21 protein-coding genes and 1 pseudogene are annotated in these 23882 nt (G+C 70.0%); 4 read left to right on the forward strand and 18 right to left on the reverse strand.

Features of this window, described 5'->3' with window-relative positions; genetic code table 11:
- Nucleotides 1-10: 10 nt before the first annotated feature.
- Nucleotides 11-388, reverse strand: a complete 378-nt coding sequence (locus ACZ5U5_RS21710) for a VOC family protein (RefSeq protein WP_469024067.1) — start codon at nt 386-388, stop codon at nt 11-13.
- Nucleotides 388-1221, reverse strand: a complete 834-nt coding sequence (locus ACZ5U5_RS21715; protein WP_469024070.1) for a trans-aconitate 2-methyltransferase — start codon at nt 1219-1221, stop codon at nt 388-390. Before ACZ5U5_RS21715 ends, ACZ5U5_RS21710 begins: the two co-directional genes overlap by 1 nt.
- A gap of 168 nt (nt 1222-1389) precedes the next feature.
- On the opposite strand from ACZ5U5_RS21715, the gene ACZ5U5_RS21720 reads away from it, so the two are divergent.
- Nucleotides 1390-1887: a MarR family winged helix-turn-helix transcriptional regulator gene (locus ACZ5U5_RS21720; protein WP_160505514.1), complete on the forward strand. Its 498-nt coding sequence runs from the start codon at nt 1390-1392 to the stop codon at nt 1885-1887.
- On the opposite strand, the gene ACZ5U5_RS21725 is transcribed toward ACZ5U5_RS21720, so the two are convergent.
- On the reverse strand, nt 1846-2622 hold the full coding sequence (locus ACZ5U5_RS21725; protein WP_361832528.1) for a response regulator transcription factor: 777 nt from the start codon (nt 2620-2622) through the stop codon (nt 1846-1848). The genes ACZ5U5_RS21720 and ACZ5U5_RS21725 overlap by 42 nt on opposite strands.
- A 286-nt stretch (nt 2623-2908) precedes the next feature.
- On the opposite strand from ACZ5U5_RS21725, the gene ACZ5U5_RS21730 reads away from it, so the two are divergent.
- Entirely contained in the window at nt 2909-3364 is a 456-nt protein-coding gene (locus ACZ5U5_RS21730) for a GNAT family N-acetyltransferase (protein WP_469024074.1), read from the forward strand.
- Here ACZ5U5_RS21730 and ACZ5U5_RS21735 read toward each other — a convergent pair.
- From ACZ5U5_RS21735 to galT, 4 genes are all read right to left on the reverse strand, one after another.
- Nucleotides 3351-3971, reverse strand: a complete 621-nt coding sequence (locus ACZ5U5_RS21735) for a Uma2 family endonuclease (protein WP_469024981.1) — start codon at nt 3969-3971, stop codon at nt 3351-3353. The two genes, ACZ5U5_RS21730 and ACZ5U5_RS21735, sit on opposite strands and share 14 nt — an antisense overlap.
- Before the next feature lie 155 nt (nt 3972-4126).
- The gene (gene galK / locus ACZ5U5_RS21740) at nt 4127-5281 is read right to left on the reverse strand and encodes a galactokinase (RefSeq protein WP_469024076.1); all 1155 of its coding nucleotides are present in this window, start codon (nt 5279-5281) and stop codon (nt 4127-4129) included.
- A 20-nt stretch (nt 5282-5301) separates the two neighbouring features.
- Complete coding sequence (galE, locus tag ACZ5U5_RS21745) at nt 5302-6270, reverse strand: UDP-glucose 4-epimerase GalE (RefSeq protein ID WP_469024079.1); 969 nt, start codon at nt 6268-6270, stop codon at nt 5302-5304.
- Nucleotides 6267-7325: a galactose-1-phosphate uridylyltransferase gene (gene galT, locus ACZ5U5_RS21750; RefSeq protein ID WP_469024082.1), complete on the reverse strand. Its 1059-nt coding sequence runs from the start codon at nt 7323-7325 to the stop codon at nt 6267-6269. Before galT ends, galE begins: the two co-directional genes overlap by 4 nt.
- Nucleotides 7326-7554: 229 nt before the next feature.
- Here galT and ACZ5U5_RS21755 point away from each other — a divergent pair, with 229 nt between their 5' ends.
- Both ACZ5U5_RS21755 and ACZ5U5_RS21760 read left to right on the forward strand, forming a co-directional pair.
- Entirely contained in the window at nt 7555-9237 is a 1683-nt protein-coding gene (locus ACZ5U5_RS21755; RefSeq protein WP_469024085.1) for a sodium:solute symporter family protein, read from the forward strand.
- Between the two features lie 24 nt (nt 9238-9261).
- Nucleotides 9262-9546 carry a hypothetical protein gene (locus tag ACZ5U5_RS21760; RefSeq protein WP_469024088.1) on the forward strand — a complete coding sequence of 95 codons (285 nt, stop codon included), beginning with the start codon at nt 9262-9264 and terminating at the stop codon, nt 9544-9546.
- A 22-nt stretch (nt 9547-9568) separates the two neighbouring features.
- On the opposite strand, the gene ACZ5U5_RS21765 is transcribed toward ACZ5U5_RS21760, so the two are convergent.
- The 11 genes and pseudogenes from ACZ5U5_RS21765 to rsmI form a co-directional block, all read right to left on the reverse strand.
- Complete coding sequence (locus tag ACZ5U5_RS21765; RefSeq protein ID WP_469024090.1) at nt 9569-10294, reverse strand: helix-turn-helix transcriptional regulator; 726 nt, start codon at nt 10292-10294, stop codon at nt 9569-9571.
- Between the two features lie 263 nt (nt 10295-10557).
- On the reverse strand, nt 10558-12417 hold the full coding sequence (locus ACZ5U5_RS21770) for an outer membrane protein assembly factor BamB family protein (RefSeq protein WP_469024092.1): 1860 nt from the start codon (nt 12415-12417) through the stop codon (nt 10558-10560).
- 73 nt (nt 12418-12490) lie between these two features.
- Entirely contained in the window at nt 12491-14335 is a 1845-nt protein-coding gene (locus tag ACZ5U5_RS21775) for an outer membrane protein assembly factor BamB family protein (RefSeq protein WP_469024095.1), read from the reverse strand.
- Between the two features lie 145 nt (nt 14336-14480).
- The gene (locus tag ACZ5U5_RS21780; protein WP_469024098.1) at nt 14481-16304 is read right to left on the reverse strand and encodes an ABC-F family ATP-binding cassette domain-containing protein; all 1824 of its coding nucleotides are present in this window, start codon (nt 16302-16304) and stop codon (nt 14481-14483) included.
- 85 nt (nt 16305-16389) lie between these two features.
- Nucleotides 16390-17752, reverse strand: a pseudogene (locus ACZ5U5_RS21785) (acyltransferase family protein).
- An 87-nt stretch (nt 17753-17839) separates the two neighbouring features.
- Entirely contained in the window at nt 17840-18739 is a 900-nt protein-coding gene (locus ACZ5U5_RS21790) for a 4-(cytidine 5'-diphospho)-2-C-methyl-D-erythritol kinase (RefSeq protein WP_469024100.1), read from the reverse strand.
- Nucleotides 18736-19605: a 16S rRNA (adenine(1518)-N(6)/adenine(1519)-N(6))-dimethyltransferase RsmA gene (rsmA, locus tag ACZ5U5_RS21795; RefSeq protein ID WP_469024103.1), complete on the reverse strand. Its 870-nt coding sequence runs from the start codon at nt 19603-19605 to the stop codon at nt 18736-18738. Before rsmA ends, ACZ5U5_RS21790 begins: the two co-directional genes overlap by 4 nt.
- 309 nt (nt 19606-19914) lie before the next feature.
- Entirely contained in the window at nt 19915-21228 is a 1314-nt protein-coding gene (locus ACZ5U5_RS21800) for a ubiquitin-like domain-containing protein (protein WP_469024106.1), read from the reverse strand.
- Nucleotides 21229-21369: 141 nt separating this feature from the next.
- Nucleotides 21370-22269, reverse strand: coding sequence for a TatD family hydrolase (locus tag ACZ5U5_RS21805; protein ID WP_469024109.1), 900 nt, complete (start codon nt 22267-22269; stop codon nt 21370-21372).
- A gap of 24 nt (nt 22270-22293) precedes the next feature.
- A complete protein-coding gene (locus ACZ5U5_RS21810; RefSeq protein WP_469024112.1) occupies nt 22294-22746 on the reverse strand; it encodes a hypothetical protein in 453 nt (150 codons plus the stop codon).
- Between the two features lie 195 nt (nt 22747-22941).
- On the reverse strand, nt 22942-23868 hold the full coding sequence (gene rsmI / locus ACZ5U5_RS21815) for a 16S rRNA (cytidine(1402)-2'-O)-methyltransferase (protein ID WP_469024115.1): 927 nt from the start codon (nt 23866-23868) through the stop codon (nt 22942-22944).
- Nucleotides 23869-23882 lie beyond the last annotated feature (14 nt).

The raw sequence follows: 23882 nt of genomic DNA on the forward strand, positions 1-23882 counted from the left end.
CCGTCCCGGGCTACGGCTGCTCCGGTTCGAGGAATTCCAGGCGGTTGCCCACCGGGTCGTCGGCGTAGCAGCGCAGGTGTCCCGGCAGGGCGTCATCCCAGGTCACGGGGACACCCCGCGAGGCGAGGTGTTCCGCGTACGCGGCGATGTCCCGTACCCGCAGCGCTGGGTGCGCCTTTCGGGCCGGGCGGAAGTCGGACTCGATGCCGAGGTGCAGCTGCACGGCCCCTGTCCCTTTACCCGCCTGGAACCAGCAGCCGCCCCGCGCGGCCAGCGCCGGTGGCTTGGGGATCTCCGTCATGCCGAGCACATCGCCGTAGAAGACCCGCAGCTCGGGCTCGCTGCCGGGTGGCGCAGCCAGTTGTACGTGGTCGATGGCCACCAGCATCAGGCCCCGCCCTTCCGGGCCACCCCGAAGACCCTCCGGAAGGGGAAGACGGTGCCGCCGGTCCCCGCCGGGTACGCCTTGCGCAGCAGCTCGCGGTACTCGGCGAGAAATGCCTCCCTGGCCTCCGGGTCCTCCTCCAGTGCCGTGAGGACCGGCCGCAGGCCCGTTCCCTTCACCCAGTCGAGGACCGGGTCCTCGCCCTCAAGGAGATGCAGGTACGTCGTCTCCCAGACGTCCGCCTCGCAGCCGAGCGCCACCAGCCGCTCCAGGTAGGCCGTCGGTGTGAGCACCGCGTCCGCGTGCCGCAGCCGCCCGCCGAGCCGGTCCCGCCACCGCTCGGACTCGCTCAGCTCCCGCATCAGTACGTGGCTGGGGGCGTCGAAGTTGCCGGGAACCTGGAAGGCGAAGGTGCCGCCGGGGGTCAGGGCCGCGGTCCAGGCGGGGAAGGAGTCGGGGTGGCCGGGGACCCACTGCAGGGTCGCGTTGGACAGGATCAGGTCGTACGTCCCCTCGGGCGGCGCCCAGTCGCTTGCGTCCGCCGCGGCGAAGTCGAGGTGGCCGCCGCCGGACGTGGGGCCCGCCAGGCGCTCGGCCTGCTCCAGCATCTGGGGGGAGTTGTCGAAGCCCGTGATGTGCGCCGCGGGCCAGCGTTCGGCGAGGAGGCGGGTGACGTTGCCGGGGCCGCAGCCCAGGTCCGCGACGCGCGGCGGGCGGCTGCCGGTGGCGGGGAGTTCGGGGATGCGGGCCAGCAGGTCCACGAAGGGGCGGGCGCGGTGCCCCGCGTGGCGCAGGTACTGGCCGGGGTCCCAGGTGGGAGCGGGGGCTGTGGGCATGGAGCGGGACCTCCTCGATTCGCGGACCTCGACGTCGTACGTGGCCGCTGAAGCTCTGCTCCGCACGACTTCGTAAAGCTGCGTACGGACGCCGTTCCGCCATACTCAACCCCGAAGTATCTTGACGTCAAGAGACTTCACGTCGACAGACCCCCTACACTGATCGTCATGGAGGACGAGGTCGACCGTCTGGTTGCAGCATGGCGCCGGGAGCGCCCCGACCTCGACGTGGAACCACTCGAGGTGCTCAGTCGCGTCAGCAGGCTCGCGCGGCATCTCGACAGGGCCCGCAGGCTCGCGTTCTCCGAGCACAATCTGGAGCCCTGGGAGTTCGACGTGCTGACATCGCTGCGGCGTGCGGGCGCGCCCTATCAGCTCTCCCCCGGCCAGCTCCTCACCCAGACCCTGGTCACGTCCGGCACGATGACCAACCGCATCGACCGGCTCGCCAAGAAGGGCCTCGTCGAGCGGCTGCCCGATCCGAGTGACCGGCGGGGCGTGCTCGTGCGGCTGACCGAGGAAGGGCAGGACCGCGCGGACCAGGCCCTCGCCGGACTCCTCAAGCAGGAGCGGGCGATCCTCGCCGAGCTCTCACGCGGACAGCGCGGCGAACTCGCCGGGCTGCTACGCCAGTTGACCGCCCCGTTCGACAACATCCCCGGCTAGGTCGACCGGACCGACCCCTGCCCTGCGCGCAAGCGCCACGGCCGCGAGCGTGGAGTGGACACCCAGCTTTCCCAGCACGTTCTGCATGTGCGTACGCACCGTGTGCGGGGAGAGGAAGAGACGCTCGGCCACGGCCTTCCTGCCCAGGCCCGCCACCATGCAGCGAAGGACCTCCCGCTCGCGCGGGGTCAGCGACTCCACCAGGCGCTCGGATTCCGTGCGGTGCTTCCGGGCGGCGGTCAGCTCGCGCAGGACGCCGGTGAGCAGCGCGGGCGGCAGATGGGTCTCCTCCCGCAGCACTCCCCGTATGACCGTGAGGAGCCGGGAGAGCGAGCAGTCCTTGGCGACCCAGCCCGAGGCGCCGGCCTGCAGCGCGAGGGCGGCCCTGCGGGGGTCGTCCTTCTCGGCGAGCACGACGGTGCGGACCATCGGCTGGCCCGAACGGACCCCGGCCACCAGGGAGATGCCGTCCACCAGGCCGTCCGCGTTGCCATCCTGCACGGAAGGCGCGGGGCGGACACCCTGCATGGCGCTCGCGGACGCGCCCAGATCGGCGTCGACGAGCAACACGTCGTATCTGCGCCCCTCGGCTATCGCCCGCTCCAGGCAGCGCAGTGCGGCCGGGCCGCTGCCCGCCGCGGACACGTCGACGTCAGGCTCCGCCGCCAGTGCCGCCGCGAGCGACTCGGCGAAGATGCGATGGTCGTCGACGACCAGGACTCGGATACGAACCACTGAAACCCCCTCCCCCAAGCTCTCCTCGAAGAGCAGGGGATACCCCCGTCACAAATGACGTCGGAGGACGTACGGTGCGGGCACGACACCCGGAACGGGGGTCGCCGCAGTCGCACGGCCGCCGCCGAGCTGTGACCGCCACCCCCACGCCGGGTGCCGTACCCGACTGCCTCGCCCCCTGATCGGTGCCGGCCCCCACCGGCACTGCCACTCAGAGTAGGGCCGCACAGCAGGAGCGGAAGGTAATTTACAGAACTGACTGGCCAGCGCGTTTAGGGTGAGCCGTATGTTTCGTATGGAGACAGGAGTCGACAAAGAGCGGTTCGCTCTGCTCCTCGCCGGTCTTGAGGACGCGAACTCCGCGGCCTCCCCCGTGATCCGCTCCCTGCGCGGCACCCCGCAGGACCGCGAAATACCGCTGGCCGTCTGGCTCATGGAACAGACCGAAGGCCTCGTCGGCGGCCTCGCCGGACACACCTGGGGCCGCTGGCTCCACGTGAACTATCTCTGGGTCAGCGACCGGCACCAGGGCGCGGGCCTCGGCGCGGGCCTCCTGGCCGAAGCGGAACGCATCGCCCGCGAGGAACGCGAATGCGTCAACTCCCGAGTGGAAACCTGGGACTTCCAGGCCCCGGGCTTCTACCGCGGCCAGGGCTACGAGGTGGTCTCGGTGATCCCCGACTACCCGGAGGGCGCAAAGGAGTTCACCCTGACGAAGAAACTGCCCCTCACAGCTCCTTGAGCGCCTCGACACTGATGTCGACGTCGATGTCGTACGGAACGGAGGTCTTGAGCCGGTCGTGGTGGATGCCGGTGAGCGCGTATGTCTTGGACAGCGGATCGAGTTCGTAGATCCGCACCACGGGGTGCTGGTTCGCGTCCGTCATCTCGACCAGCCAGAAGTTCGGGATCCCCGCGGCGGCGTACTTGCGGGGCTTGGTGTCCCGGTCACGGGCCTCCGAATCGGGCGAGACGACCTCGATCGCGAGCAGGACATCGGCGGCCGCGAATCTCGTCTGCTCCATACCGGTGACGGCCTCGGCCCGGACGAGGCTGACGTCGGGCTCGGGGCCGTTGCGCGAGTCCAGGACGACCGTCATCTCCCGTACGGCCTTGAGGGCCCCGGGGACAGTGCGACGCAGACCGGCCATCAAAAGATCGATCATCTTGCTGTGGAAATACCGCTGCGGACTCACAAAGACCAGGCTCCCGTCGATCAGCTCGGTGTGCGGCGGGAGGCCGGGCAGAGTGAACAGGTCGTCCACGGTGTACCCGTCCTGCGGCGGCACCGGCCAGCGACAGCCCTGCTCCGGCTCGGGCTCGGGCGCTGCGATCGGCTCGGCGGTCATGGTTCCTCCCATGGACGGGATTCTCGGCCTGCACCACAACGGTAGCGGCCGGCTCCGATGATCGTCATCACAACGGGTGACAGGCCGGGCTTGTGCCTTCGGCCCTGCCTGCCCGTACGTCACTCACCGCAGCGACCGCCGCCCGCGCGAGCCGATCAGACCTCCCGCCGCGCCCCAGCCGAAGGCACCGCCGGGAACACCCTCGGGGTCGTGTGGCCCGCCGTGGTGAACGCGTCCAGGATCGACTTCGTCACCGGTTCCGCGTCGGCCTCCTCCACCAGGACGATCGCCGAGCCGCCGAAGCCGCCGCCCGTCATCCGGGAGCCCAGTGCGCCTGCCGCGTTCGCGGAGGTCACCACCAGGTCCAACTCCTCGCAGGAGATGCGGAGGTCATCCCGCAGGGACAGATGGCCCTCGGTCAGTACGGGGCCGATCGCCCGCACCTCCCCCGCGTCGAGCAGGCCGATGACCTGCTCCACCCGGTGGTCGTCCGAGACGACGTGGCGGACGTAGCGGCGGATCCGGTCGTCCGGAAACTTGGCCAGGGCGGCGGGGAGTTCCGCGTACGGGACGTCCCGCAGGTGGGTGACGCCCAGGATGCGTGCGCCCTCCTCGCAGCCCGCCCGTCGTTCCGCGTACGCGCCGTCGCCCAGTTCGTGCTTGACCCGCGTGTCGACCACCAGGAGCTGCAGGCCGTGTGCCGCCAGGTCGAAGGGCACCTGACGTATCGACAGGTCCCGGCAGTCCAGGTGCAGGGCGTGGCCCGCCTCGCAGCACGCGGACGCCATCTGGTCCATCACTCCACAGGGCACGCCCACGAAGGCGTTCTCTGCGCGCTGGGCCAGGACCGCCAACTCGGGTCCGGGCAGGCCCAGTTCGTACAGGTCGTTCAGGGCGAGTGCCGTGACGACCTCCAGTGCGGCGGACGAGGACAGGCCCGCTCCGGTCGGCACGGTCGACGCGAGGTGGATGTCCGCGCCGCCGGACACGTCATGGCCCGCGTCCCGCAGGGCCCACACCACGCCCGCCGGGTAGGCGGCCCAGCCGCCCTGCCCGTATTTCGACAGGGGGGTCAGGTCGTCGACCCGCAGTTCGGTGACCGGGGCGTCGATGTCCGCCGAGTGCAGGCGCAGGACACCGTCCGTGCGGCGCGCCACCGCCGCCACCGCCGTGTGCGGCAGCGCGAGCGGCATCACGAAGCCCTCGTTGAAGTCCGTGTACTCGCCGATGAGGTTGACCCGGCCGGGAGCCGACCAGACCCCGTCCGCCGCGTACCCGTACAGATCGGCGAACTGCCCCGCTACGTCCATCAGTTACCCCTTGTCCCCAATTACCGCTGAGCGAACGCCCACGCGTCCGCGACGATGCCCGCGAGGTCCGCGCGGGACGGGTTCCAGCCGAGCTTCTCGCGCGCGGTGGCGGCGGAGGCGACGAGGATCGCCGGGTCGCCGCCGCGGCGCGGGGCCATGACCTCGGGGATCGGGTGGCCGGTGACCTCGCGGACGGTCTCGATGACCTCGCGCACGGAGAAGCCGTTGCCGTTGCCGAGGTTGCAGATCAGGTGCTCGCCGGAGGTGGCGGCCTGCACGGCGAGGAGGTGCGCCTGGGCGAGGTCCGCGACGTGGATGTAGTCGCGGACGCAGGTGCCGTCCGGGGTCGGGTAGTCGTCACCGAAGACGGAGATCGCCTCGCGCTTGCCCTGGGCGACCTGGAGGACGAGGGGGATGAGGTGCGACTCGGGGTCGTGGCGCTCGCCGAACATGACATTCGAGGACGCCCCGTACGCGCCCGCCACGTTGAAGTAGCGCAGCGACACCGCGGCCAGGCCGTGGGCCACCGCCTCGCCCGTGATCATGTGGTCGACGGCGAGCTTCGACGCGCCGTAGGGAGAGGTTGGGGCGGTCGGGTCGGCCTCCGTGATGGGGGTGCTGACCGGCTCGCCGTACGTCGCCGCCGTGGAGGAGAAGACCAGCCTTCGCACGCCCGCGTCGCGCATCGCGGCGAGCAGCGCCATCGTGCCGCCGACGTTGTTGTCCCAGTACTTCTCGGGCTTCACGACGGACTCGCCGACCTGCGAGAAGGCTGCGAAGTGCAACACGGCGTCGAAGGAGGAGTCCAGCCACTTGGCGGCATCCCGGATGTCGCCCTCGATGAACGTCGCGTCGGCCGGGACGCCCTCGCGGAAGCCCGTGGAGAGGTTGTCCAGGACGGTCACCTCGTGCCCGGCCTCGATCAGATGCTGGGCCACCACGCTTCCCACATAGCCCGCCCCGCCGGTGACCAGGTACTTACCGCTCATGAACTCGCTACCTCTCGCAGTCGCTGGGCCGCGGCTTCCGGCGGCACGTCGTTGATGAACACGCTCATGCCGGATTCGGAACCCGCGAGAAACTTCAGCTTGCCCGAAGTGCGGCGAATGGTGAAAAGCTCGAGGTGCAGGGCGAAGTCGTCCCGGTTGACACCGTCATGTCCCTCCAGAGTGCCGAAGGGCGCCTGGTGCCACGCCGCGATGTACGGCGTGGACCGTTCACCTTCGCCGAAGATCCGGTCGAAGCGCCTCAACAGTTCCAGATAGACCTGGGGAAACTCTGTGCGCGAGGCTTCGTCGAGCCCGAGCAGGTCCGGCACCCGGCGCTTGGGGTAGAGGTGCACCTCGTACGGCCAGTGCGCGGCGTACGGGACGAACGCCACCCAGTGCTCGGTCTCCAGGACCACACGCTTGCCCGCCCGCTCCTCTTCCACCACGTCGTCGAAGAGGTTGTGGCCGGTCGCCTCCTTGTGCGCGGCGAGCGACCTCAGCATCAGGGACGTACGCGGGGTGACGAAGGGATAGGCGTAGATCTGCCCGTGCGGGTGGCCCAGGGTCACGCCGATCTCGGCCCCGCGGTTCTCGAAGCAGAACACCTGCTCGACGGAGGGGAGGTGTGAGAGCTCGGCGGTCCGGTCCGTCCAGGCGTCCAGGACGAGGCGGGCCTGGTCCTCGGTGAGGTCGGCGAAGGACGAGTCGTGGTCGGAGGTGAAGCAGACGACCTCGCAGCGTCCCGCGTCCCCGGCGAGCGAGGGGAAGCGGTTCTCGAAGACCACCACGTCGTACGAGGAGTCGGGGACCTCGCTCAGCCGCTCTCCCTCGGAGGGGCAGAGCGGGCACTCGTCGGCCGGCGGGTGATAGGTGCGGCCCTGGCGGTGCGAGGCGATGGCGACCGCGTCACCGAGGAGCGGGTCCCGGCGGATCTCCGATGTGGTGGAGATGGGGTCCAGGGGCCTGCGGTCCACGGCCTCGCGCACCGCGTCGTCGCGCGAGTCGTAGTAGATGAGCTCACGACCGTCGGCGAGACGGGTCGAGGTCTTCTTCACGTCCGGGGCTCCTCACCAACACCCATCCAACATAACCGCACATAACAAATCACAAGCCAACAGCATCGTCAATGGCGCGGCTGGAGCGGGGCGCGAATCAGGCCCACCTGGGCGTTACCTATGCGTCCGATCACAATCCAACAAAGAACACCAACAGAAGTCTTCAGTTCTTGAAGCGAGAAGCGTAGGTTCCGGTCTGATTCAGTTCGCGCAACGAAGCGAGTTCCCCATGCAGTCCCCCACACAGACCCTGGCCGAGGGGCTTCGGCTGCCCACCAACGGCCTCGACTACGCGATCCTCGCGATCTACTTCATCGTGGTCCTCGGCATCGGCTTCGCCGCCCGCCGCTCCGTGAAGACCAGCCTCGACTTCTTCCTCTCGGGCCGCTCACTGCCCGCCTGGGTCACCGGCCTCGCGTTCGTCGCCGCGAACCTCGGTGCCACCGAGATCCTGGGCATGGCGGCGACCGGCGCCCAGTACGGCGTCGCGGTCGTCCACTGGTACTGGATCGGCGCCATCCCCGCGATGGTCTTCCTCGGCCTCGTGATGATGCCGTTCTACTACCGCAGCAAGGTCCGCTCGGTCCCCGAGTACCTGCTCCAGCGCTTCGACAAGTCGGCACATCTGCTCAGCTCGGTGCTCTTCGCCTTCGCCGCGATCCTCATCGCGGGCGTGAACCTCTACGCCCTCTCGATCGTCGTCGAGGCGCTCCTGGGCTGGCCGCAGTGGGTGGCCATCGTGGTCGCCGGGTTCTTCGTCCTGGCGTACATCACGATCGGCGGCCTCTCCTCGGCGATCTACAACGAGGTCCTCCAGTTCTTCGTGATCCTGGCCGCGCTGATACCCATCTGCGTCATCGGCCTGAAGAAGGTCGGCGGCTGGGACGGTCTGAGCGGCTCGATCGAGAAGTCGCACGGCGCCGATTTCATGAGTGCGTGGGGCGGCACCGGCATCGGTGACGCCAACCCGCTGGGCGCGAACTGGCTGACGATCATCCTCGGCCTCGGCTTCGTGCTCTCCTTCGGCTACTGGACGACCAACTTCGCCGAGGTGCAGCGCGCCCTGTCCGCGAAGAACCTCTCCGCCGCCCAGCGCACCCCGCTGATCGCCGCCTTCCCGAAGATCTTCATCGTCTTCCTGGTGATGATCCCGGGCCTGGTCGCGGCCGTGCTCGTGCCGAAGATCGGCACCGCGGGGTCGGACCTGACGTACAACGACGCGATCCCTTACCTGATGCAGGAGTTGCTGCCCAACGGCGTGCTCGGCATCGCGGTGACCGGTCTGCTCGCGGCGTTCATGGCGGGCATGGCGGCGAACGTGTCGTCCTTCAACACCGTCTTCACGTACGACATCTGGGCGAAGTACGTGGTCAAGGACCGCGAGGACGGCTACTACCTGAAGTTCGGCCGTCTGATCACCGCGATCGGCGTCCTGGCCTCGATCGGAACGGCCTTCATCGCCTCGTCGTTCTCGAACATCATGGGGTACCTGCAGACGCTGTTCTCCTTCTTCAACGTCCCGATGTTCGTGGTCTTCATCATCGGCATGTTCTGGAAGCGCGCCTCCATGAAGTCCGGTGTCTGGGGCCTGCTCGCGGGCACGACCGCCGCGATGGTCAACTACTTCTGGATCTACAAGCAAGGCGTCATCGACATCCCGACCGACCAGGGCGCCAACTTCGTCTCGGCGATCGTCGGCTTCGTCGCGGGCGCCGTGGTGATGGTCGCGGTCACCCTGTTCACCGCCCCCAAGCCGGAGGCCGAACTGGCCGGTCTGGTCTACGGGACGACCGCCCCGGACCTCGACGAGCCGCCGGCCGAGGGCGACGATGCCTGGTACCGCAAGCCCGCGCTGCTCGGCTGGGGAGCGATTGTGCTCGCCGCGCTCTGCTACCTGCCCTACTCGCTCTAATCCCGATCGGAGGTCCGTAAGAACATGTCTGAACTGCGAAACGAAGTCTCCGCACTGGAGCGCAAGTCCGCCACGGCGGCCCGTCTCTTCGACATCCGGCGGATCATCGGCGGTCTGTTCGTCGTCTACGGAATCATCGTGACGATCGCCGGAATCTCCCCGTCCGACGCCGACATGAAGAAGGCCGAGGACATCAACATCAACCTGTGGACGGGCCTGGCCATGCTGGCGCTCGGGCTCTTCTTCCTCGCCTGGCTCTGGCTGCGGCCCACTCCGCCGCCCACCGAGGCGGCGGAAGAAGACAAGTAACACCCGCAGACGGGGCCCGAGTTCACCGTTCCGGTGGCTCGGGCCCCGTCGGCGTCTCCGTGTCCTGCGAGTAGGCCGCGACGGGCCGTTCCGCACGGTCGAGCAGGCCCGTCCGCGCGGCGAGCGCCGCCGCCTCCAGGCGGGAGCCGACGCCCAGCTTCATCAGGACGCGCTGCACGTGCGTGCGCGCCGTGCTGGGCGCGATCCCCATTCCGGCGGCGATGAGGCGGGTGTCCTCGCCGTCCGCGACCCGCACCAGGACCTCGACCTCGCGCGGCGTGAGCATCTGCAGCAGCCGCTGCCCCTCGTCGTCGGGCTGCGCGGCCGGATTGAGCAGCTCGCTGAACGCGCCCTGGAGCAACTGCGGGGCGACGGCCGCCTCGCCGGCTCTCGCCTTCATGATGGCGCGCTCGACACCCTCGATGCGCTCGTCATGCCGTACGTACCCGGAAGCACCCGCGGCGAAGGCCGCGGCGATGCCGCGCGGGCTCGGCACCGGGCCGAGCACCACCACGGCCACCTGCGGCCGCTCCCGCTTGATCTTCACGACCGGATCGAACATGCCGGTCTCCGCGGGTGTCGCCGTGCCGAGCAGGCAGACCTCGGGTGCCCGGCTGATGACCAGCTCCGCCGCCCCGGCCGCGGGCGCGGCCGCGGCGAGCACCCGGTGCCCGCGCAGTTTCAACGCCGAGGCGAGTGCCTCCGCGAGCAGTCGGTGGTCGTCGACCACCATGAGTCGCACACCCATCGAGCAGCCCCCCACTTTCCCCCACGGAACCCCCACGGATCGAGGGCCCCCCGGCCCCACGCCCACTCATCCCCCGGAAGCTACACGCTTGTTCGACGCTGCGCGCCCCCTCCCGGCGATAAGCGGCCCGGAATGCCGAAATCCCGGCCATATTCGAGTGAGAGGGAGTACGTGCGTACGGAATGGCGCACACGCGTGCACAGAACGGCCCCGCTCCTTTTCAGGAACGGGGCCGTCCGGCGTGTACTCGGAGGTCAGAGGGCTTACTGAGCGACGAAGCCCAGGGCCGTGTACTCCTTCTCGTCCTTCGAGTACGGCTTGCTGATCAGTTCCTTGCCGAGGTACAGCCTGCCGTCGGCGTAAAGGAGTTCGTTCGATTTCGGGACCATGCCGCTGATGGCGCTGCCGACGGACTCGGCCGCGGGGGTCTCCAGGAGCTTGGTCTCCTTCATCGTCTTGCCGTTGAGGGAGACGACCTGGGCGCCCTTGTCGTAACCGGCGTCCTTGTAGGCCAGGATGTTGCCGCCGTCCATGCGGATCGGGAACATCTCGCCGTTCTCGCCCGCGTCGGCACGGTCACCCGTGGTCTTGCCGGTGGCCAGCGAGAACGAGATGATCTCGTTCGTCTGGCTGTAGCCGTCGCCGCCGCCGTCGTGCTGGCGGGTGGGGACGTAGAGCTTGTCGTTGCCGACGGTCAGCGAGGAGCAGGCGTAGACGACGTTGACCTCGCAGTCGTGGTCGTACTTGCCGTCGGGCAGCGAGATCTTGGCGCGGAGCTTGCCCTGGTCGTCGATCGAGAAGGCGTCCGTGACGCCGCTCGCGGTGATCTCCTGGGTGTCCTGGCCGAAGACGACCGGGCGGGTCGAGATGATCTTGGCGTTGTCGACGCCCGGTGTCACCGGGTACGTCCACTTGACCTTGCCGTTCTTGGGGTTGAGGAGCTGGACCTTCAGCTTCTCGTCGCCGTAGTCGCCGCACTTCTGGACGGCGACGAGCTGCTCGCCGCCCGCGTAGCCCTCGTCCTGGCACTCGTCACCCGGGTTGGGCTCCCACAGGTGGTCGCCCGACGTGAGGTCGAAGGCCGCGCCACCGGCGCTGGAACCGGCCGCGACGGTGCTGCCGCTGATGGTGACCTCCTGGACGCGGGCGTCCATGCTGCCCTCTTCGATGGTCTCCGTCCAGAGCTTCTTGCCGTCCTTCAGGTCGACCGCGGAGATCTGCGAGCAGGTCTTGTGGTCAGCCTTCTTGGTCCGCTTGCCGTCTTCGTAGGCGACCGCGACGATGCCGTCCTTGGTGACCTCGCGCGATCCCGCGCAGGTCTGGCCCTTCAGCGGCAGCGTCCACAACTCCTTGCCGTCGGACGGGTTGTACCCGACGATCTCGTTGACGCCCGCCTTGGCGTAGACGTCCTCGGTGAGCCAGGAGCCCTTGATGCTCCAGACGTCGTCCTTGGGCACCTCGGGCTGCGGGAGCTGCATGGAGACGGTGGCGCTGGTGTTGGCCGGGACCTTCTCCTTGCCGGGACCGCTCGGGCCCTGCTCGCCTCCGCCGCCCTTCTTGTCCTCGCCGCCCTTGCCGCCGGTCGAGCCCCCGGAGCTCGCCTCGGTGTCCTCCTTCTGCGTCGAGGCGTAGTAGACACCGCCGCCGACGATCAGGGCGATGGCGACGACCGCACCGATGATGATCTTCATCTGGCCGCTGAGCTTCGACCCGCCCGAACCGCCGGGCACACCCGCCTGCGGAGCCATCGGCATCGTGCCGGGCTGCTGGTAGGCGCCGTACGGAGGCTGCTGGCCGTACGGGGCCTGCTGGCCGTACGGCTGCGTCGGCTGGTTGTACGGCTGCGTCGGCTGGCCCGGGTAGCCGTAGCCCTGGGGCTGGCCGGGGGGCGGGGTGCCGGGAGCCTGCGGTGCCTGCGGGTAGCCGTAGTTGGGCTGGCCCTGCGGCGGCGTCGGCGGCTGGGCAGGCGGCGTCGGAGGCTGCGCGGGCGGCGGGGTCTGCGGGTAGCCGTAGGACGGGTTATTCGGCTCGGGGGCCTTGCCGAACCCGCCGGGCGGCGGGTCCTGCGGCGCGCCGAACCCGCCCTGCGGGGGCTCGTTGGGCGGCTGGGGCGGCTGGGTCATGACGTCGATTCCTTGGGGACGAGAGATGAACTGAGCGACGAAGAGAACGCGGACGCTTGCCCGACGGAGAAGGTCACTTGCCGTAGGCCAGCATCAGCTTCTCCTGGCCCTGTGCGCTGCCCGAGAGCCGCGTGGTGGAGATGTAGAAACGACCGTCCACGAAGTCGACGTCCTTCGAGAAGAAGCCGCTCTCGATCTCGGAGGTCCCCTCGGGGTTCTTCAGGAGCGTCTTCGGCTTGTGCGAGCCCGACAGCGGGATCGAGACGACCCGGCCGCCGGCGTCGTACGACGGGCTGACGTAGGCGATCAGCTCACCGCCCTCGATCTTCATCGGCAGCATCGATTCCTCAAGGGGCGACTTCACGCGCCAGGCCTCCTTGCCGTTGGCCAGGCTGATCGCCACGACCTCGTTGGCGCCGGAGGTCGCCTTGGTCGGCAGGTAGAGGTTCTTGTCGTCGGTCGTCGCGCCGAGGCAGCCCTGGATGCTGCCGCCGAGGAACGTCGAACCGCCGCACTCCGGCGCGAAGTCCTCGTCGACGCCGACCTCAGAGCGGGTCTCGCTGCTGTTGGGCTTCAGCGTGGTGATGTTCCACTGCTTCTTGTCCTCGTTGGTGAGGTAGACGATCGTCGGGCTCTCGGAGTAGATCCGGCCGATCCGCCAGCCCTTCTCGAACTTCCTCGTCCACACGGCCTTGCCGGTCTTCGGGTCGATCTGCTGGAGCTCGTCGTGCTCGGTGGGCGAGCTCGCGCCGCACGAGAGGGCGCGGAGCATCTTCTTGCCGCCGGTGAAGCCGCTGGGGAAGCAGGTGCCCTCGTCCTTCTTCCCGGACACGAAGAGCTCCTTGCCGTCGCTCATCCGCAGGGCCGTGCCGGACTGGGAGCGGCCGACCATCAGCGTGTCACCGGTGATGGAGAGGTCGACGTCGCTGGAGAAGTCGAAGAGCCCCTCCTCCTTGACCGGCTTCGTCCAGCCCTTGCCGCCGGTCTCCAGGTCGACGACCCGGACCTGACTGCACTTGGCGGAGTCCTTCTGGCCGTCCTTGTACGCGACGACGATCTTGTTGTCCTTCGTGACCTGCGGGGTCGTGCCGCAGATCTTCTGCGGGAACTTGATCGTCGGCCAGGCCTCGTCGCCCGTCTTGACGTTGTAGGCGGTGATCTCCTTGTACGCCGCCTTGATGGCGACGTCACCATGGATCCACATGCCCTTGGCGTCGGCGCCGGAGCCGGGCACCTTGGGCGCTTCCTTGTACCAGAGCACCTTCGCCTCGCCGGGTTGGCGGCCCGCGTTGAGGTCTTCCTGCTTCTCGCCGTCACCGCTGCCGTCACCCGGGTTGACCGGCGCGGACCCGCTGGCCTTGGGGTCGTCGCTCTTGCCCGCGACCGGCTTCTTCTTCTTGCCGCCGTCGTCACCGCCGACGACCGCCCAGGCGACGCCGCCGATGATGAGCGCCGCGGCGGCCACGGCCGCCACGATCAGACCGGGCTTGCCCTTGAAGGGGTTCTTGCCGCCGCCACCGCCGACGCCGGGCGGATGGGTGCCGGGCACGCCGGGGGGCGGGAACTGCTGCTGCGGGTAGCCGTACTGGGGCTGCTGGGCGTAGGGGCCCGGCTGCGTGGGCTGGCTGTAGGGACCAGGCTGACCGGGCTGCGTGGGCTGGCCGTACGGTCCGGGCTGGTTGTACGGGCCGGGCTGCTGCGGGTAGCCGTAACCCGGCTGAGGCGCGGGCGGCGTCTGCGGGTAGCCGTAGCCGGGCTGGGGCGCGGGCGGCGGGGTCTGCGGGGCTCCGGACGGCGGGGCCGGCGGCTGGCCCGGTGGCTGCGGTGGCTGGCCCGGTGGCTGCGGCGCGGCTCCCTGCCGTGGATCCTGCGGAGCTCCGAAACCGCCGGACGGCGGCTGGTTGGGCGGCTGAGTCATCAGCGCTTCCCCCTTCACTGATTTTCGGCACGCCAAGTGGTGCTCAGGCCGCCCTTTCTATCACCCTGCGGCACTAGCACAACTGACCGGTCCGTCCCCTGTTCCCAAGGGAGGACCGGCCCGTGATGCGTCTGTTACGAGACCTCTACGCGCTCTCCGCGAGCTCCAGCCAGCGCATCTCCAACTCGTCGCGCTCGCTCACGAGTTCACGCAACTCGGCGTCCAGTTTGGCCACCTTTTCGAAGTCGGTGGCGTTATCGGCGATTTGGGCGTGCAGCCACGTCTCCTTCGTCGACATCTTGTCCAGCTGCCGCTCGATCTTCTGCAGTTCCTTCTTCGCGGCGCGTGCGTCGGCGGAGGAGACCGCCGCCTTCTGCGGGGCCGCGGACGGCGCCGCGGACGTGGCAAGGGGCGCCGACGGGACGCCCGCTTCCGCCATCCGCTTGCGCCGCTCCAGGTACTCGTCGATGCCGCGCGGCAGCATCCGCATCGTGGCGTCGCCGAGCAGCGCGAAGACCTTGTCGGTGGTGCGCTCCAGGAAGAACCGGTCGTGGGAGATCACGACCATCGACCCCGGCCAGCTGTCGAGCACGTCCTCGAGCTGCGTCAGGGTCTCGATGTCGAGGTCGTTCGTCGGCTCGTCGAGGAAGAGGACGTTCGGCTCGTCCATCAGGAGACGAAGGAGCTGGAGCCGCCGCCGCTCACCACCGGAAAGGTCACCGACGGGCGTCCACTGCTTCTCCTTGTTGAACCCGAACGTCTCGCAGAGCTGCCCGGCGGTCATCTCCCGGCCCTTGCCGAGGTCGACCCGCTCGCGTACCTGCTGCACGGCCTGCAACACCCGCAGCGTCGGGGAGAGTTCGGCGACCTCCTGCGACAGGTAGGCCAGCTTCACGGTCTTGCCGACGACCACTCGCCCCGCCTCGGGCTGTACGTCGCCGTCGGAGCGCTGTGCCTCGGCCATCGCCCGCAGGAGCGAGGTCTTGCCGGCTCCGTTGACACCGACCAGGCCGATGCGGTCACCGGGACCGAGCTGCCAGGTCAGGTGCTTGAGGAGCACCTTGGGTCCGGCCTGCACGGTCACGTCCTCAAGATCGAAGACGGTCTTGCCGAGCCGGGTCGTGGCGAACTTCATCAGCTCGCTGGAGTCACGCGGCGGCGGCACGTCGGCGATGAGTTCGTTCGCGGCCTCGATGCGGTACCGCGGCTTGCTGGTGCGCGCGGGCGCGCCGCGCCGCAGCCAGGCCAGCTCCTTGCGCATCAGGTTCTTGCGCTTGGTCTCCTCGGTGGCCGCGATGCGCTCACGCTCCGCGCGCGCGAAGACGTAGTCGGAGTACCCGCCCTCGTACTCGAAGACGGACCCGCTCTGTACGTCCCACATGCGCGTGCACACCTGGTCGAGGAACCAGCGGTCGTGCGTGACGCAGACGAGCGCCGAGCGCCGCGTCCGCAGGTGCCCGGCGAGCCAGGCGATGCCCTCGACGTCCAGGTGGTTGGTCGGTTCGTCGAGCACGATCAGGTCGGGCTCGCCGATGAGCAGCTTCGCCAGGGCGATACGGCGCCGCTCGCCACCGGAGAGCGGCCGGATCACGGTGTCGAGGCCCTGCGGGAAGCCCGGCATGTCCAGGCCGCCGAAAAGGCCGGTCAGCACGTCACGGATCTTGGCGTTGCCCGCCCACTCGTGATCGGCGAGGTCGCCGATGACCTCGTGCCGCACGGTGGCCTCGGGGTCGAGCGAGTCGTGCTGGGTCAGCACGCCGAGCTGCAGCCCGCCGTTGTGCGTGACCCGCCCGGTGTCCGCCTCCTCCAGCTTGGCGAGCATCCGGATGAGGGTCGTCTTGCCGTCTCCGTTGCGCCCCACGACGCCGATCCGGTCCCCCTCGGACACGCCGAGGGAGACACCGTCGAGCAGGGCACGGGTGCCGTACACCTTGCTGACTGCCTCGACATTGACCAGGCTGACGGCCATTAACGCTCCAGGGAAGGGGATCGATCGACCTCCAGCGTAGTCGGAGACGGCGACCACCTGCCCGGGGGCCGGTCGGGGCCCCGGATCAGCAGGACCGCACCCCTGGGGCCCCGCCTCGCACCCCCCGGCCCGCCCGCTCGACCAGCAGCCATCCGGCCAGGGCCATGCCCACCGCCACCGGCGCCGTCACCCGCACCGCGACGAGCATCGCCGTACGCCCTTCGAGCAGTCCCCCCGAAGCCGACCATGGAGAGGCCGAGGACCCCGAAGAGGCAGAGCGCGACGCCCACGGCGGCTGCCGGGCCCGCACCCGGCGCACCCGTCGACTCCCCTGCCGCGACCGGCTTCTCGAAGCGGCGGAAGGCGGCGACCAGCAGGGCGGTGAGCACCATGGCGGCCGCCATCCGCAGCGGAACCTGCGTCCACCACTCCCCCGTGGCGGGCTCGGGCAGCCGCACGTCCGCCGCGATCAGGACCCCGTACACCCCGAGCATCGCCGTCAGGTGCCACAGGAACGCCGTCATCGAGACACCGTTCGCCGCCACCACGCCCCGCCACACCCGCGGCCGTGCCAGCCACCGGGTGGCGGGTCCCCGAAGCAGCTCCACCGCGCCCACCAGCCACATGCCGTGGCAGAGCAGGGCGAAGGTCGGCGGAGCCATGTTCGAGACGCGCTCGCCGGGCATGCCCACCATGGAGAGGGGGTACGGGCCGAGGGCCACCAGGGCCGCGGCTCCCGCGAGCCCCGCCCCGGCCATGGCCGCCGGCATCCGCAGCCTGCCGTCCGCCCGCAGGAAACCGAGCTGATGCACGGCGAGCCACACGAAGGCGAAGTTCAGGAACTCCACGTACGGGACGCCGAACGCGAAGCGTGCCAGGTCCACCGCCCCCGCGGCGAGCACAAGCCCCCCGAACGCGCCCCAGCCGTACCGCTCGTGCAGCCTCAGGAGCGGCGGCGTGAACGCCACCATCGCCAGGTAGATGCCGATGAACCACAGCGGCTGGGCGACGAGGCGCAGCGTCACGTCCAGCAACGCGCCGCCCTCACCCGCCAGTTGGACCGCCAGGGCGGCGATGCCCCACACGCCGATGAAGACCATGGTCGGCCGCAGCAGCCGCTGCAGCCGTGCTCGCAAGAACGCCGAGTAGACCGAGCCGCCGCCCTCAGGGGCCTTGCGGCTCAGGGAGCGGTACGACAGCGCGTGCGCGAAGCCGCCGACGAAGAAGAACACCGGCATGATCTGCAGCGCCCAGGTGAGCAGTTGCAGGTCGGGCACGACGGCGAGGAGGTTGCCGACCTCGGTGCGGCCGTCGTCCCCGACGGTCACCGCCGCCATCAGCCAGTGACCGATGACGACCGTGCCAAGGGAGGCGACCCGCAGCAGGTCGACGTACCGGTCGCGCCCGGTGGGCGTCTTCTCGGCCAGTTCACGAACGCTTGATCCCATGTACGTACGGTCGCGCGCACCGCACGTCCGGCATCAGCGCGCACGTACTCAGATCGGCGTCTGAGTACGTGCCCCCTCTACGTGCCCTTAGCCCTGGAGGATCGTCGCGCCCGGCGCCGGGGAGTCGGCCACCCGGGCAGCACGGCAGGTACCGGAGGCCGAGAGCGCTTCGGCGACCCGTCGCGCGGACTCCGCGTCCGCGGCCAGGAACGCCGTCGTGGGCCCGGAGCCGGAGACGAGCGCGGCCAGGGCGCCCGCCCCGGTCCCCGCGGCGAGGGTGTCGGCGAGGGAGGGGAACAGCGAGAGCGCCGCGGGCTGAAGATCATTGGTCACGGCACCCGCGAGGGCTCCCGCGTCGCCCTCGCGCAGGGCGTCGAGCAGTGCGGGGGACGCCTCCGGGGCGGGAGCGTCCGGGGTGAGCCGGTCGAACTCGCGGTAGACCGCGGGCGTGGAGAGCCCTCCGTCGGCCACCGCGAACACCCACTGGAAGGTGCCGCCGACCTCCAGGGTCTCCAGCTTCTCCCCCCGCCCGGTGCCGAGCGCCGCCCCGCCGACCAGGCTGAACGGCACGTCGCTGCCCAACTCGGCACAGATGTCGAGCAGTTCGTCCCGCGATGCCTCGATTCCCCACAGCGCGTCGCACGCCACGAGCGCGCCCGCGCCGTCCGCGCTGCCACCGGCCATGCCGCCGGCGACGGGGATGTCCTTGGCGATGTGGATGTGCACGTCTGCGGTACGCCCGTGCCGCGCGGCGAGCAGTTCCGCGGCCCGCGCCGCCAAGTTCGTCCGGTCGAGGGGCACTTGATCGGACCCGGGTCCCGAGCAGGTGATCCGCAGCTCTTGCGCGGGCGTCACCGTGACTTCGTCGTAGAGACCGACGGCGAGAAAGACATTGGCGAGGTCGTGGAAGCCGTCCGGCCGCGCGGCGCCCACCGCGAGCTGCACGTTGACCTTCGCGGGAACGCGGACGGTCACTCCGGCGTTCACAGGCCCGCGCCCTTGTGCTCGGCGATCCGCGCGAACTCCTCCACCGTCAGCGCCTCGCCGCGCGCCTGCGGCGACACCCCGGCGGCGACGAGCGCGGCCTCGGCGGCGGCAGCGGAGCCCGCCCATCCGGCGAGGGCGGCCCGCAGGGTCTTGCGGCGCTGGGCGAAGGCCGCGTCGACGACGGCGAAGACTTCCTTCTTCGAAGCGGTGGTCTTCACCGGCTCGGCGCGCCGCACGAGCGAGACGAGACCGGAGTCGACGTTCGGGGCGGGCCAGAAGACGTTGCGCCCGATGGAACCGGCGCGCTTCACGTCGGCGTACCAGTTCGCCTTCACGGAGGGCACGCCGTACACCTTCGAGCCGGGAGCGGCGGCGAGGCGGTCCGCGACCTCGGCCTGCACCATCACGAGCGTGCGCTCGATGCTGGGGAAGGTGTCGAGCATGTGCAGCAGGACCGGCACGGCCACGTTGTACGGGAGGTTGGCGACCAGCGCGGTCGGGGCGGGGCCCGGCAGCTCGCGCACGAGCATGGCGTCGCTGTGCACCAGCGCGAAGGACGCGGCCTTCGCGGGGAGGCGGGCCTCGATGGTCGCCGGAAGCGCCGCCGCGAGCGTGTCGTCGATCTCGACCGCGGTCACGTGGTCCGCGGTGTCGAGGAGTGCGAGGGTCAGCGAACCGAGCCCCGGGCCGACCTCGACGACCACGTCCTCCGGTCCGACGTCCGCGGTGCGGACGATGCGGCGGACGGTGTTGGCGTCGATGACGAAGTTCTGGCCGCGCTGCTTGGTCGGGCGTACGCCCAGGGCAGCGGCCAGCTCGCGGATGTCGGCGGCGCCGAGAAGGCTGCCGGGCTCAGTGTTGCTCACCGCACCAGATTACGGGTCCTGGCCCCTGGGCCCCCACCAGCCGCCGGGGCCCCGCGGCCACCCTGCCCGAACAAGCCTCTCCCACCCACCCGCCCGTTCACCCCGCATCCGAACGAACGAGCTTTCCCGCCCACCCGCCCGATTGCCCCGCAGCGACCACCTAACAGCCGCGGTCGGCGACGCTCGCGAGGGGACGTGCCGGTATGTCTGCCCGGAGCACGGTTTCCGGCGCTCCCTCGCCGAAGCATCGACGCGGCCGCCGGACGACACCGCACCCCGCCCCAGCCCCGCAGGGACCCGCAGGGCCCCCTACAACCGCCCCCCACAATGCGGCCAAGGACTAGCCCCCCGCTGCACGTACAGCTTCTTCGCGCGGAACGTCTGTTCTTCCGATGACGCGTCCTGGGGGCGGCCCGAGCCGCCCAGGCCCTGCCAGGTCCGGGTGTCGAACTGGTACAGGCCGCCGTACGTCCCCGACGCGTCCACCGCGTTCGGGCGGCCACCCGACTCGCAGTGGGCCAGCGAGCCCCAGTTCAGGCCCTCCGCCCCCGCCACCGAACTCGGCCGCTGCTTCGTGCCCACCTTCACGATCTGCGTCTGCGGCTCCCGCACGATCTCCGACCGCAGCCGCCGCGGCTTCTGCTTGACGCCGTTGACCGTCCGCAGCGCGTACGTCACCCGCCGAGACCCCTGGTGCCCCTGCCGCTCCACGACCTCCGTACCGACGAACAGGGACGGGTCCTCGGTCCGCCGCACGTTGAACGGGATCGGCTCCTCCCGCACCTCCTTGCGCCCGGAGATCCGCATGACGGTGACCGTCTGCCCGTCGCGCGGGAAGCTGTCGGGCGCGACGGAGGTCGTGTCCTGGCCGTTCAGGGTGATCCCGGACTCCTCGACCGCCTCCCGCACCGTCGCCGCGTTCGTACGGATGGTCCGCTCGCGCCCGTCCGCCATGATCGTCACCGTGCGCTCGGTCCGTACGTCGAGATCAAGACCGCCCCGGTCGATCCGCTTGCTCCGCGAGGCCGACAGATAGGCGCCCTCGGCCCGCACCCCGAGCTGCCGCAGCGCCCCGTCCACCGTGCGCGCCGTCGTCCACACCTCGCGCCGCTGTCCGTCGAGGGTGAGCTCGACCGGCCGGCCGTAGCGGACGGCGATCTCGTCGCCGCTGGCCAGGGCCGTGCTCGCGGTCGGCGCCACGATGTCGTGGGCGCCGAAGTCCACGCCCTCGTCCTCGAGCAGCTCACCGACGTCGTCCGCGAAGGTGTGCAGGGTGCGCGTCTCGCCGTCGACGCTCAGCTCGATGGCCTTGTCGTCGGCGACGAAGGCCGAGGTTCCGCCCGCGAGGAAGGCGACGACCAGCGCCTGCGGCAACAGTCGCCGCAACGTCTCGGGCCGCTCCGACGAAGCCGGGGCGTCCTGGGTCCTCGACCTGGACGGCGGCTTCGACTGCGACTTCGGCTGCGCCTTCGACTTCGGCTTCTTCCGGCGAGCCGCCCGCCGCGCCTCGGCACGCCCGCCGTCGGGGATGACCACGGTGGCCTGCTGGGGAAAGAACTCCGGCTCCGGCTCATAGGTCGTGCCGCCCCCATAAGACGTCTCGTACTGCGGCGCATGACTCACGACGACGCTCCAGCGTTCTCGTTCTGGTCCGGATCGGGCGAGGCGGACCAGAACCTAGCGGAGCAGCCGTCACTCTCCAAAGCAGCGCGACTACGCAGTGTCGTGACGTTGCCCTGAACCGCGGGGTATGGGCGTTATCGGTCAGTAATCAAAGGCGCGTGCCGTGTTGGCCGAGATCGCCTCGGCCATGGCGTCCTCGTCGATCCCCCGCACCTCGGCCATGGCCCGCAATGTGACCGGAATGAGATACGGCGCGTTAGGCCGTCCGCGGTAGGGGGCGGGGGTGAGGAAGGGGGCGTCGGTCTCCACGAGGACCAGTTCGAGGGGGGCCACGGCCAGCGCGTCCCGCAGACCTTGCGCGTTCTTGAAGGTCATGTTGCCGGCGAAGGACATGAAGTAGCCGTTCTCCGCGCACACTTGGGCCATCGCCGCGTCTCCCGAGTAGCAGTGGAAGACGGTGCGCTCCGGAGCCCCCTCCTCCTTCAGGACCCGCAGCACATCCTCGTGCGCCTCGCGATCGTGGATGACCAGGGCCTTGCCGTGCCGCTTGGCCATCTCGATGTGGGCGCGGAAGGACCGCTCCTGGGCGGCCTTGCCCTCGGGCCCGGTGCGGAAGTAGTCGAGTCCGGTCTCGCCCACGCCCTTGACGTGCGCAAGGGCGGCAAGGCGGTCGATCTCGGTGAGCGCGGCGTCCAGTGCCCCGTCGCCGCCCGCCTGGCGCGCGCCCTGCCGGGACCAGCCGTCGGGGTCGCCGTGCACGATGCGCGGCGCCTCGTTGGGATGCAGGGCAACAGTGGCGTGCACGCTCTCGTGCGCGGCGGCCGTCTCCGCGGCCCAGCGCGAACCCGCCACGTCACAGCCCACCTGAACCACCGTCGTCACTCCGACCGACGCGGCCTTGGCGAGCCCCTCGTCCACCGTCCCCGACTGCATGTCGAGGTGGGTGTGGGAGTCGGCGACCGCCACCCGAAGGGGTTCGGGCAGCGGCGGCGCGGCGTTCTTGGCGTCGGCGTTCTTCGGGTCGGCGTTCTTGGAAGGCATGCCCCCGATCCTACGAAGGGGACGTCATCCCGCCTTGCGGTGGTGGAAGGGATGCAGCAGCGCCGACAGATGCCAGTGGTGGTGCTTGGGCTCGCGGGGCTCCGGCACCCCGGCGCCGGACTCGTCCCCCGTCGCCTTCCCCGCCCCGGCCGCCGCCCGCGGCGCGTGGTGCCGCTGCATCAGGTCCAGGACCGACGACACCTGCCCGGCCCGCATGATCCGCACGACATGTCCGTCGCAGTTCAGGCACGTCGGCCGGGTCAGGGGCGACGGCACCTGAAGGCCGTCCGCCTTGTACACCACGAATTCCTTGCCCTTGCCGTCCACGTGATGCTCGATCTCGTAGGACTGTTCCCAGCCGTGCCCGCACCGCATACAGGCGAATGCATAAGACTCGTGAACGGTATTGGTCGCTTGTGTCGCACGCATCGCATCGGACGCCGTGGTGGGGTGACCGGTGTCGGCGATCTCACTCATGCCAGCTCCTCTTGTCCGCTGGACAAGCGCTGCCGGGCCGGGGTTCTCCTCCCGGCCGGAAGCGTGGGGACGGGTGCGTCCCCTTTGACCAGTGGACGCCTTTCCCGAGGCGAAAGCATCAGACCTGTCGACAGTTGAAGGCGATTTGGCCTTTCCTTAGCCTTCAGGCCCGGTGCGCGGCCCGCACTTTGCTTTTCACGATAGTCCTTTGCCTTCCGATGGGGCGCTCCGAGCCGCATTCTTTGCCGCCACGACGGCATCGAACACGTCACGCTTGGGCAGCCCCGCATCGGCCGCGACGGCGGCGATCGCCTCCTTGCGCCGCTCCCCCGCCTCCTCTCGCACCCGCACCCTGCGCACCAGCTCGTCCGGGCCCAGGTCACCGGGGCTCTTCTCCGGTGCTCCCTCGACGACGACGGTGATCTCACCGCGTACGCCGTCGGCGGCCCACTCCGCGAGTTCCTTCAACGAACCGCGCTTGACCTCTTCGTACGTCTTCGTCAGCTCGCGGCAGACCGCGGCCCTGCGTTCGTCGCCGAACGCCTCGGCCATCGCGACGAGGGTGTCGTCGATCCGGTGCGGTGCCTCGAAGTAGACGAGAGTGCGACGGTCGTCGGCCACCTCGCGCAGTCGCGAGAGCCGCTCGCCCGCTTTGCGCGGCAGGAAGCCCTCGAAGCAGAAGCGGTCCACCGGGAGGCCCGAGAGGGCGAGCGCGGTGAGCACCGCGCTGGGTCCCGGCACGGCGGTGACCCGGATGTCCTTCTCCACGGCGGCGGCGACGAGCCGGTATCCGGGGTCGGACACCGACGGCATTCCGGCGTCCGTCACGAGCAGCACCCGCGCGCCGCCGACCAGGGCCTCGACCAGTTCGGGCGTCCGCGCGCTCTCGTTGCCCTCGAAGTACGAGACGACCCGGCCACCCACCTGCACGCCGAGCGCCTGGGTGAGCCTGCGGAGCCGGCGGGTGTCCTCGGCGGCCACCACATCGGCCGACTCCAGCTCGGTGGCGAGCCGCGGCGGAGCGTCCGCGACGTCCCCGATGGGCGTGCCCGCGAGGACGAGGGTTCCGAAGGACGGGTTTCCGGTGGACGGGCTGTCGGGAGAATCTGCGCTTCCTGTCACCGTTCCATCCTCGC

This window comes from Streptomyces sp. NPDC033177, from assembly GCF_055577715.1.

Coding starts and splice junctions, on each gene's coding strand:
- ACZ5U5_RS21710 (WP_469024067.1), bottom strand. CDS start 388: ATGCTGGTGGCCATCGACCACGTACAACTGGCTGCGCCACCCGGCAGC.
- ACZ5U5_RS21715 (WP_469024070.1), bottom strand. CDS start 1,221: ATGCCCACAGCCCCCGCTCCCACCTGGGACCCCGGCCAGTACCTGCGC.
- ACZ5U5_RS21720 (WP_160505514.1), top strand. CDS start 1,390: ATGGAGGACGAGGTCGACCGTCTGGTTGCAGCATGGCGCCGGGAGCGC.
- ACZ5U5_RS21730 (WP_469024074.1), top strand. CDS start 2,909: ATGTTTCGTATGGAGACAGGAGTCGACAAAGAGCGGTTCGCTCTGCTC.
- ACZ5U5_RS21735 (WP_469024981.1), bottom strand. CDS start 3,971: ATGACCGCCGAGCCGATCGCAGCGCCCGAGCCCGAGCCGGAGCAGGGC.
- galK (WP_469024076.1), bottom strand. CDS start 5,281: ATGGACGTAGCGGGGCAGTTCGCCGATCTGTACGGGTACGCGGCGGAC.
- galE (WP_469024079.1), bottom strand. CDS start 6,270: ATGAGCGGTAAGTACCTGGTCACCGGCGGGGCGGGCTATGTGGGAAGC.
- ACZ5U5_RS21755 (WP_469024085.1), top strand. CDS start 7,555: ATGCAGTCCCCCACACAGACCCTGGCCGAGGGGCTTCGGCTGCCCACC.
- ACZ5U5_RS21760 (WP_469024088.1), top strand. CDS start 9,262: ATGTCTGAACTGCGAAACGAAGTCTCCGCACTGGAGCGCAAGTCCGCC.
- ACZ5U5_RS21765 (WP_469024090.1), bottom strand. CDS start 10,294: ATGGGTGTGCGACTCATGGTGGTCGACGACCACCGACTGCTCGCGGAG.
- ACZ5U5_RS21770 (WP_469024092.1), bottom strand. CDS start 12,417: ATGACCCAGCCGCCCCAGCCGCCCAACGAGCCCCCGCAGGGCGGGTTC.
- ACZ5U5_RS21775 (WP_469024095.1), bottom strand. CDS start 14,335: ATGACTCAGCCGCCCAACCAGCCGCCGTCCGGCGGTTTCGGAGCTCCG.
- ACZ5U5_RS21780 (WP_469024098.1), bottom strand. CDS start 16,304: ATGGCCGTCAGCCTGGTCAATGTCGAGGCAGTCAGCAAGGTGTACGGC.
- ACZ5U5_RS21805 (WP_469024109.1), bottom strand. CDS start 22,269: ATGCCTTCCAAGAACGCCGACCCGAAGAACGCCGACGCCAAGAACGCC.
- ACZ5U5_RS21810 (WP_469024112.1), bottom strand. CDS start 22,746: ATGAGTGAGATCGCCGACACCGGTCACCCCACCACGGCGTCCGATGCG.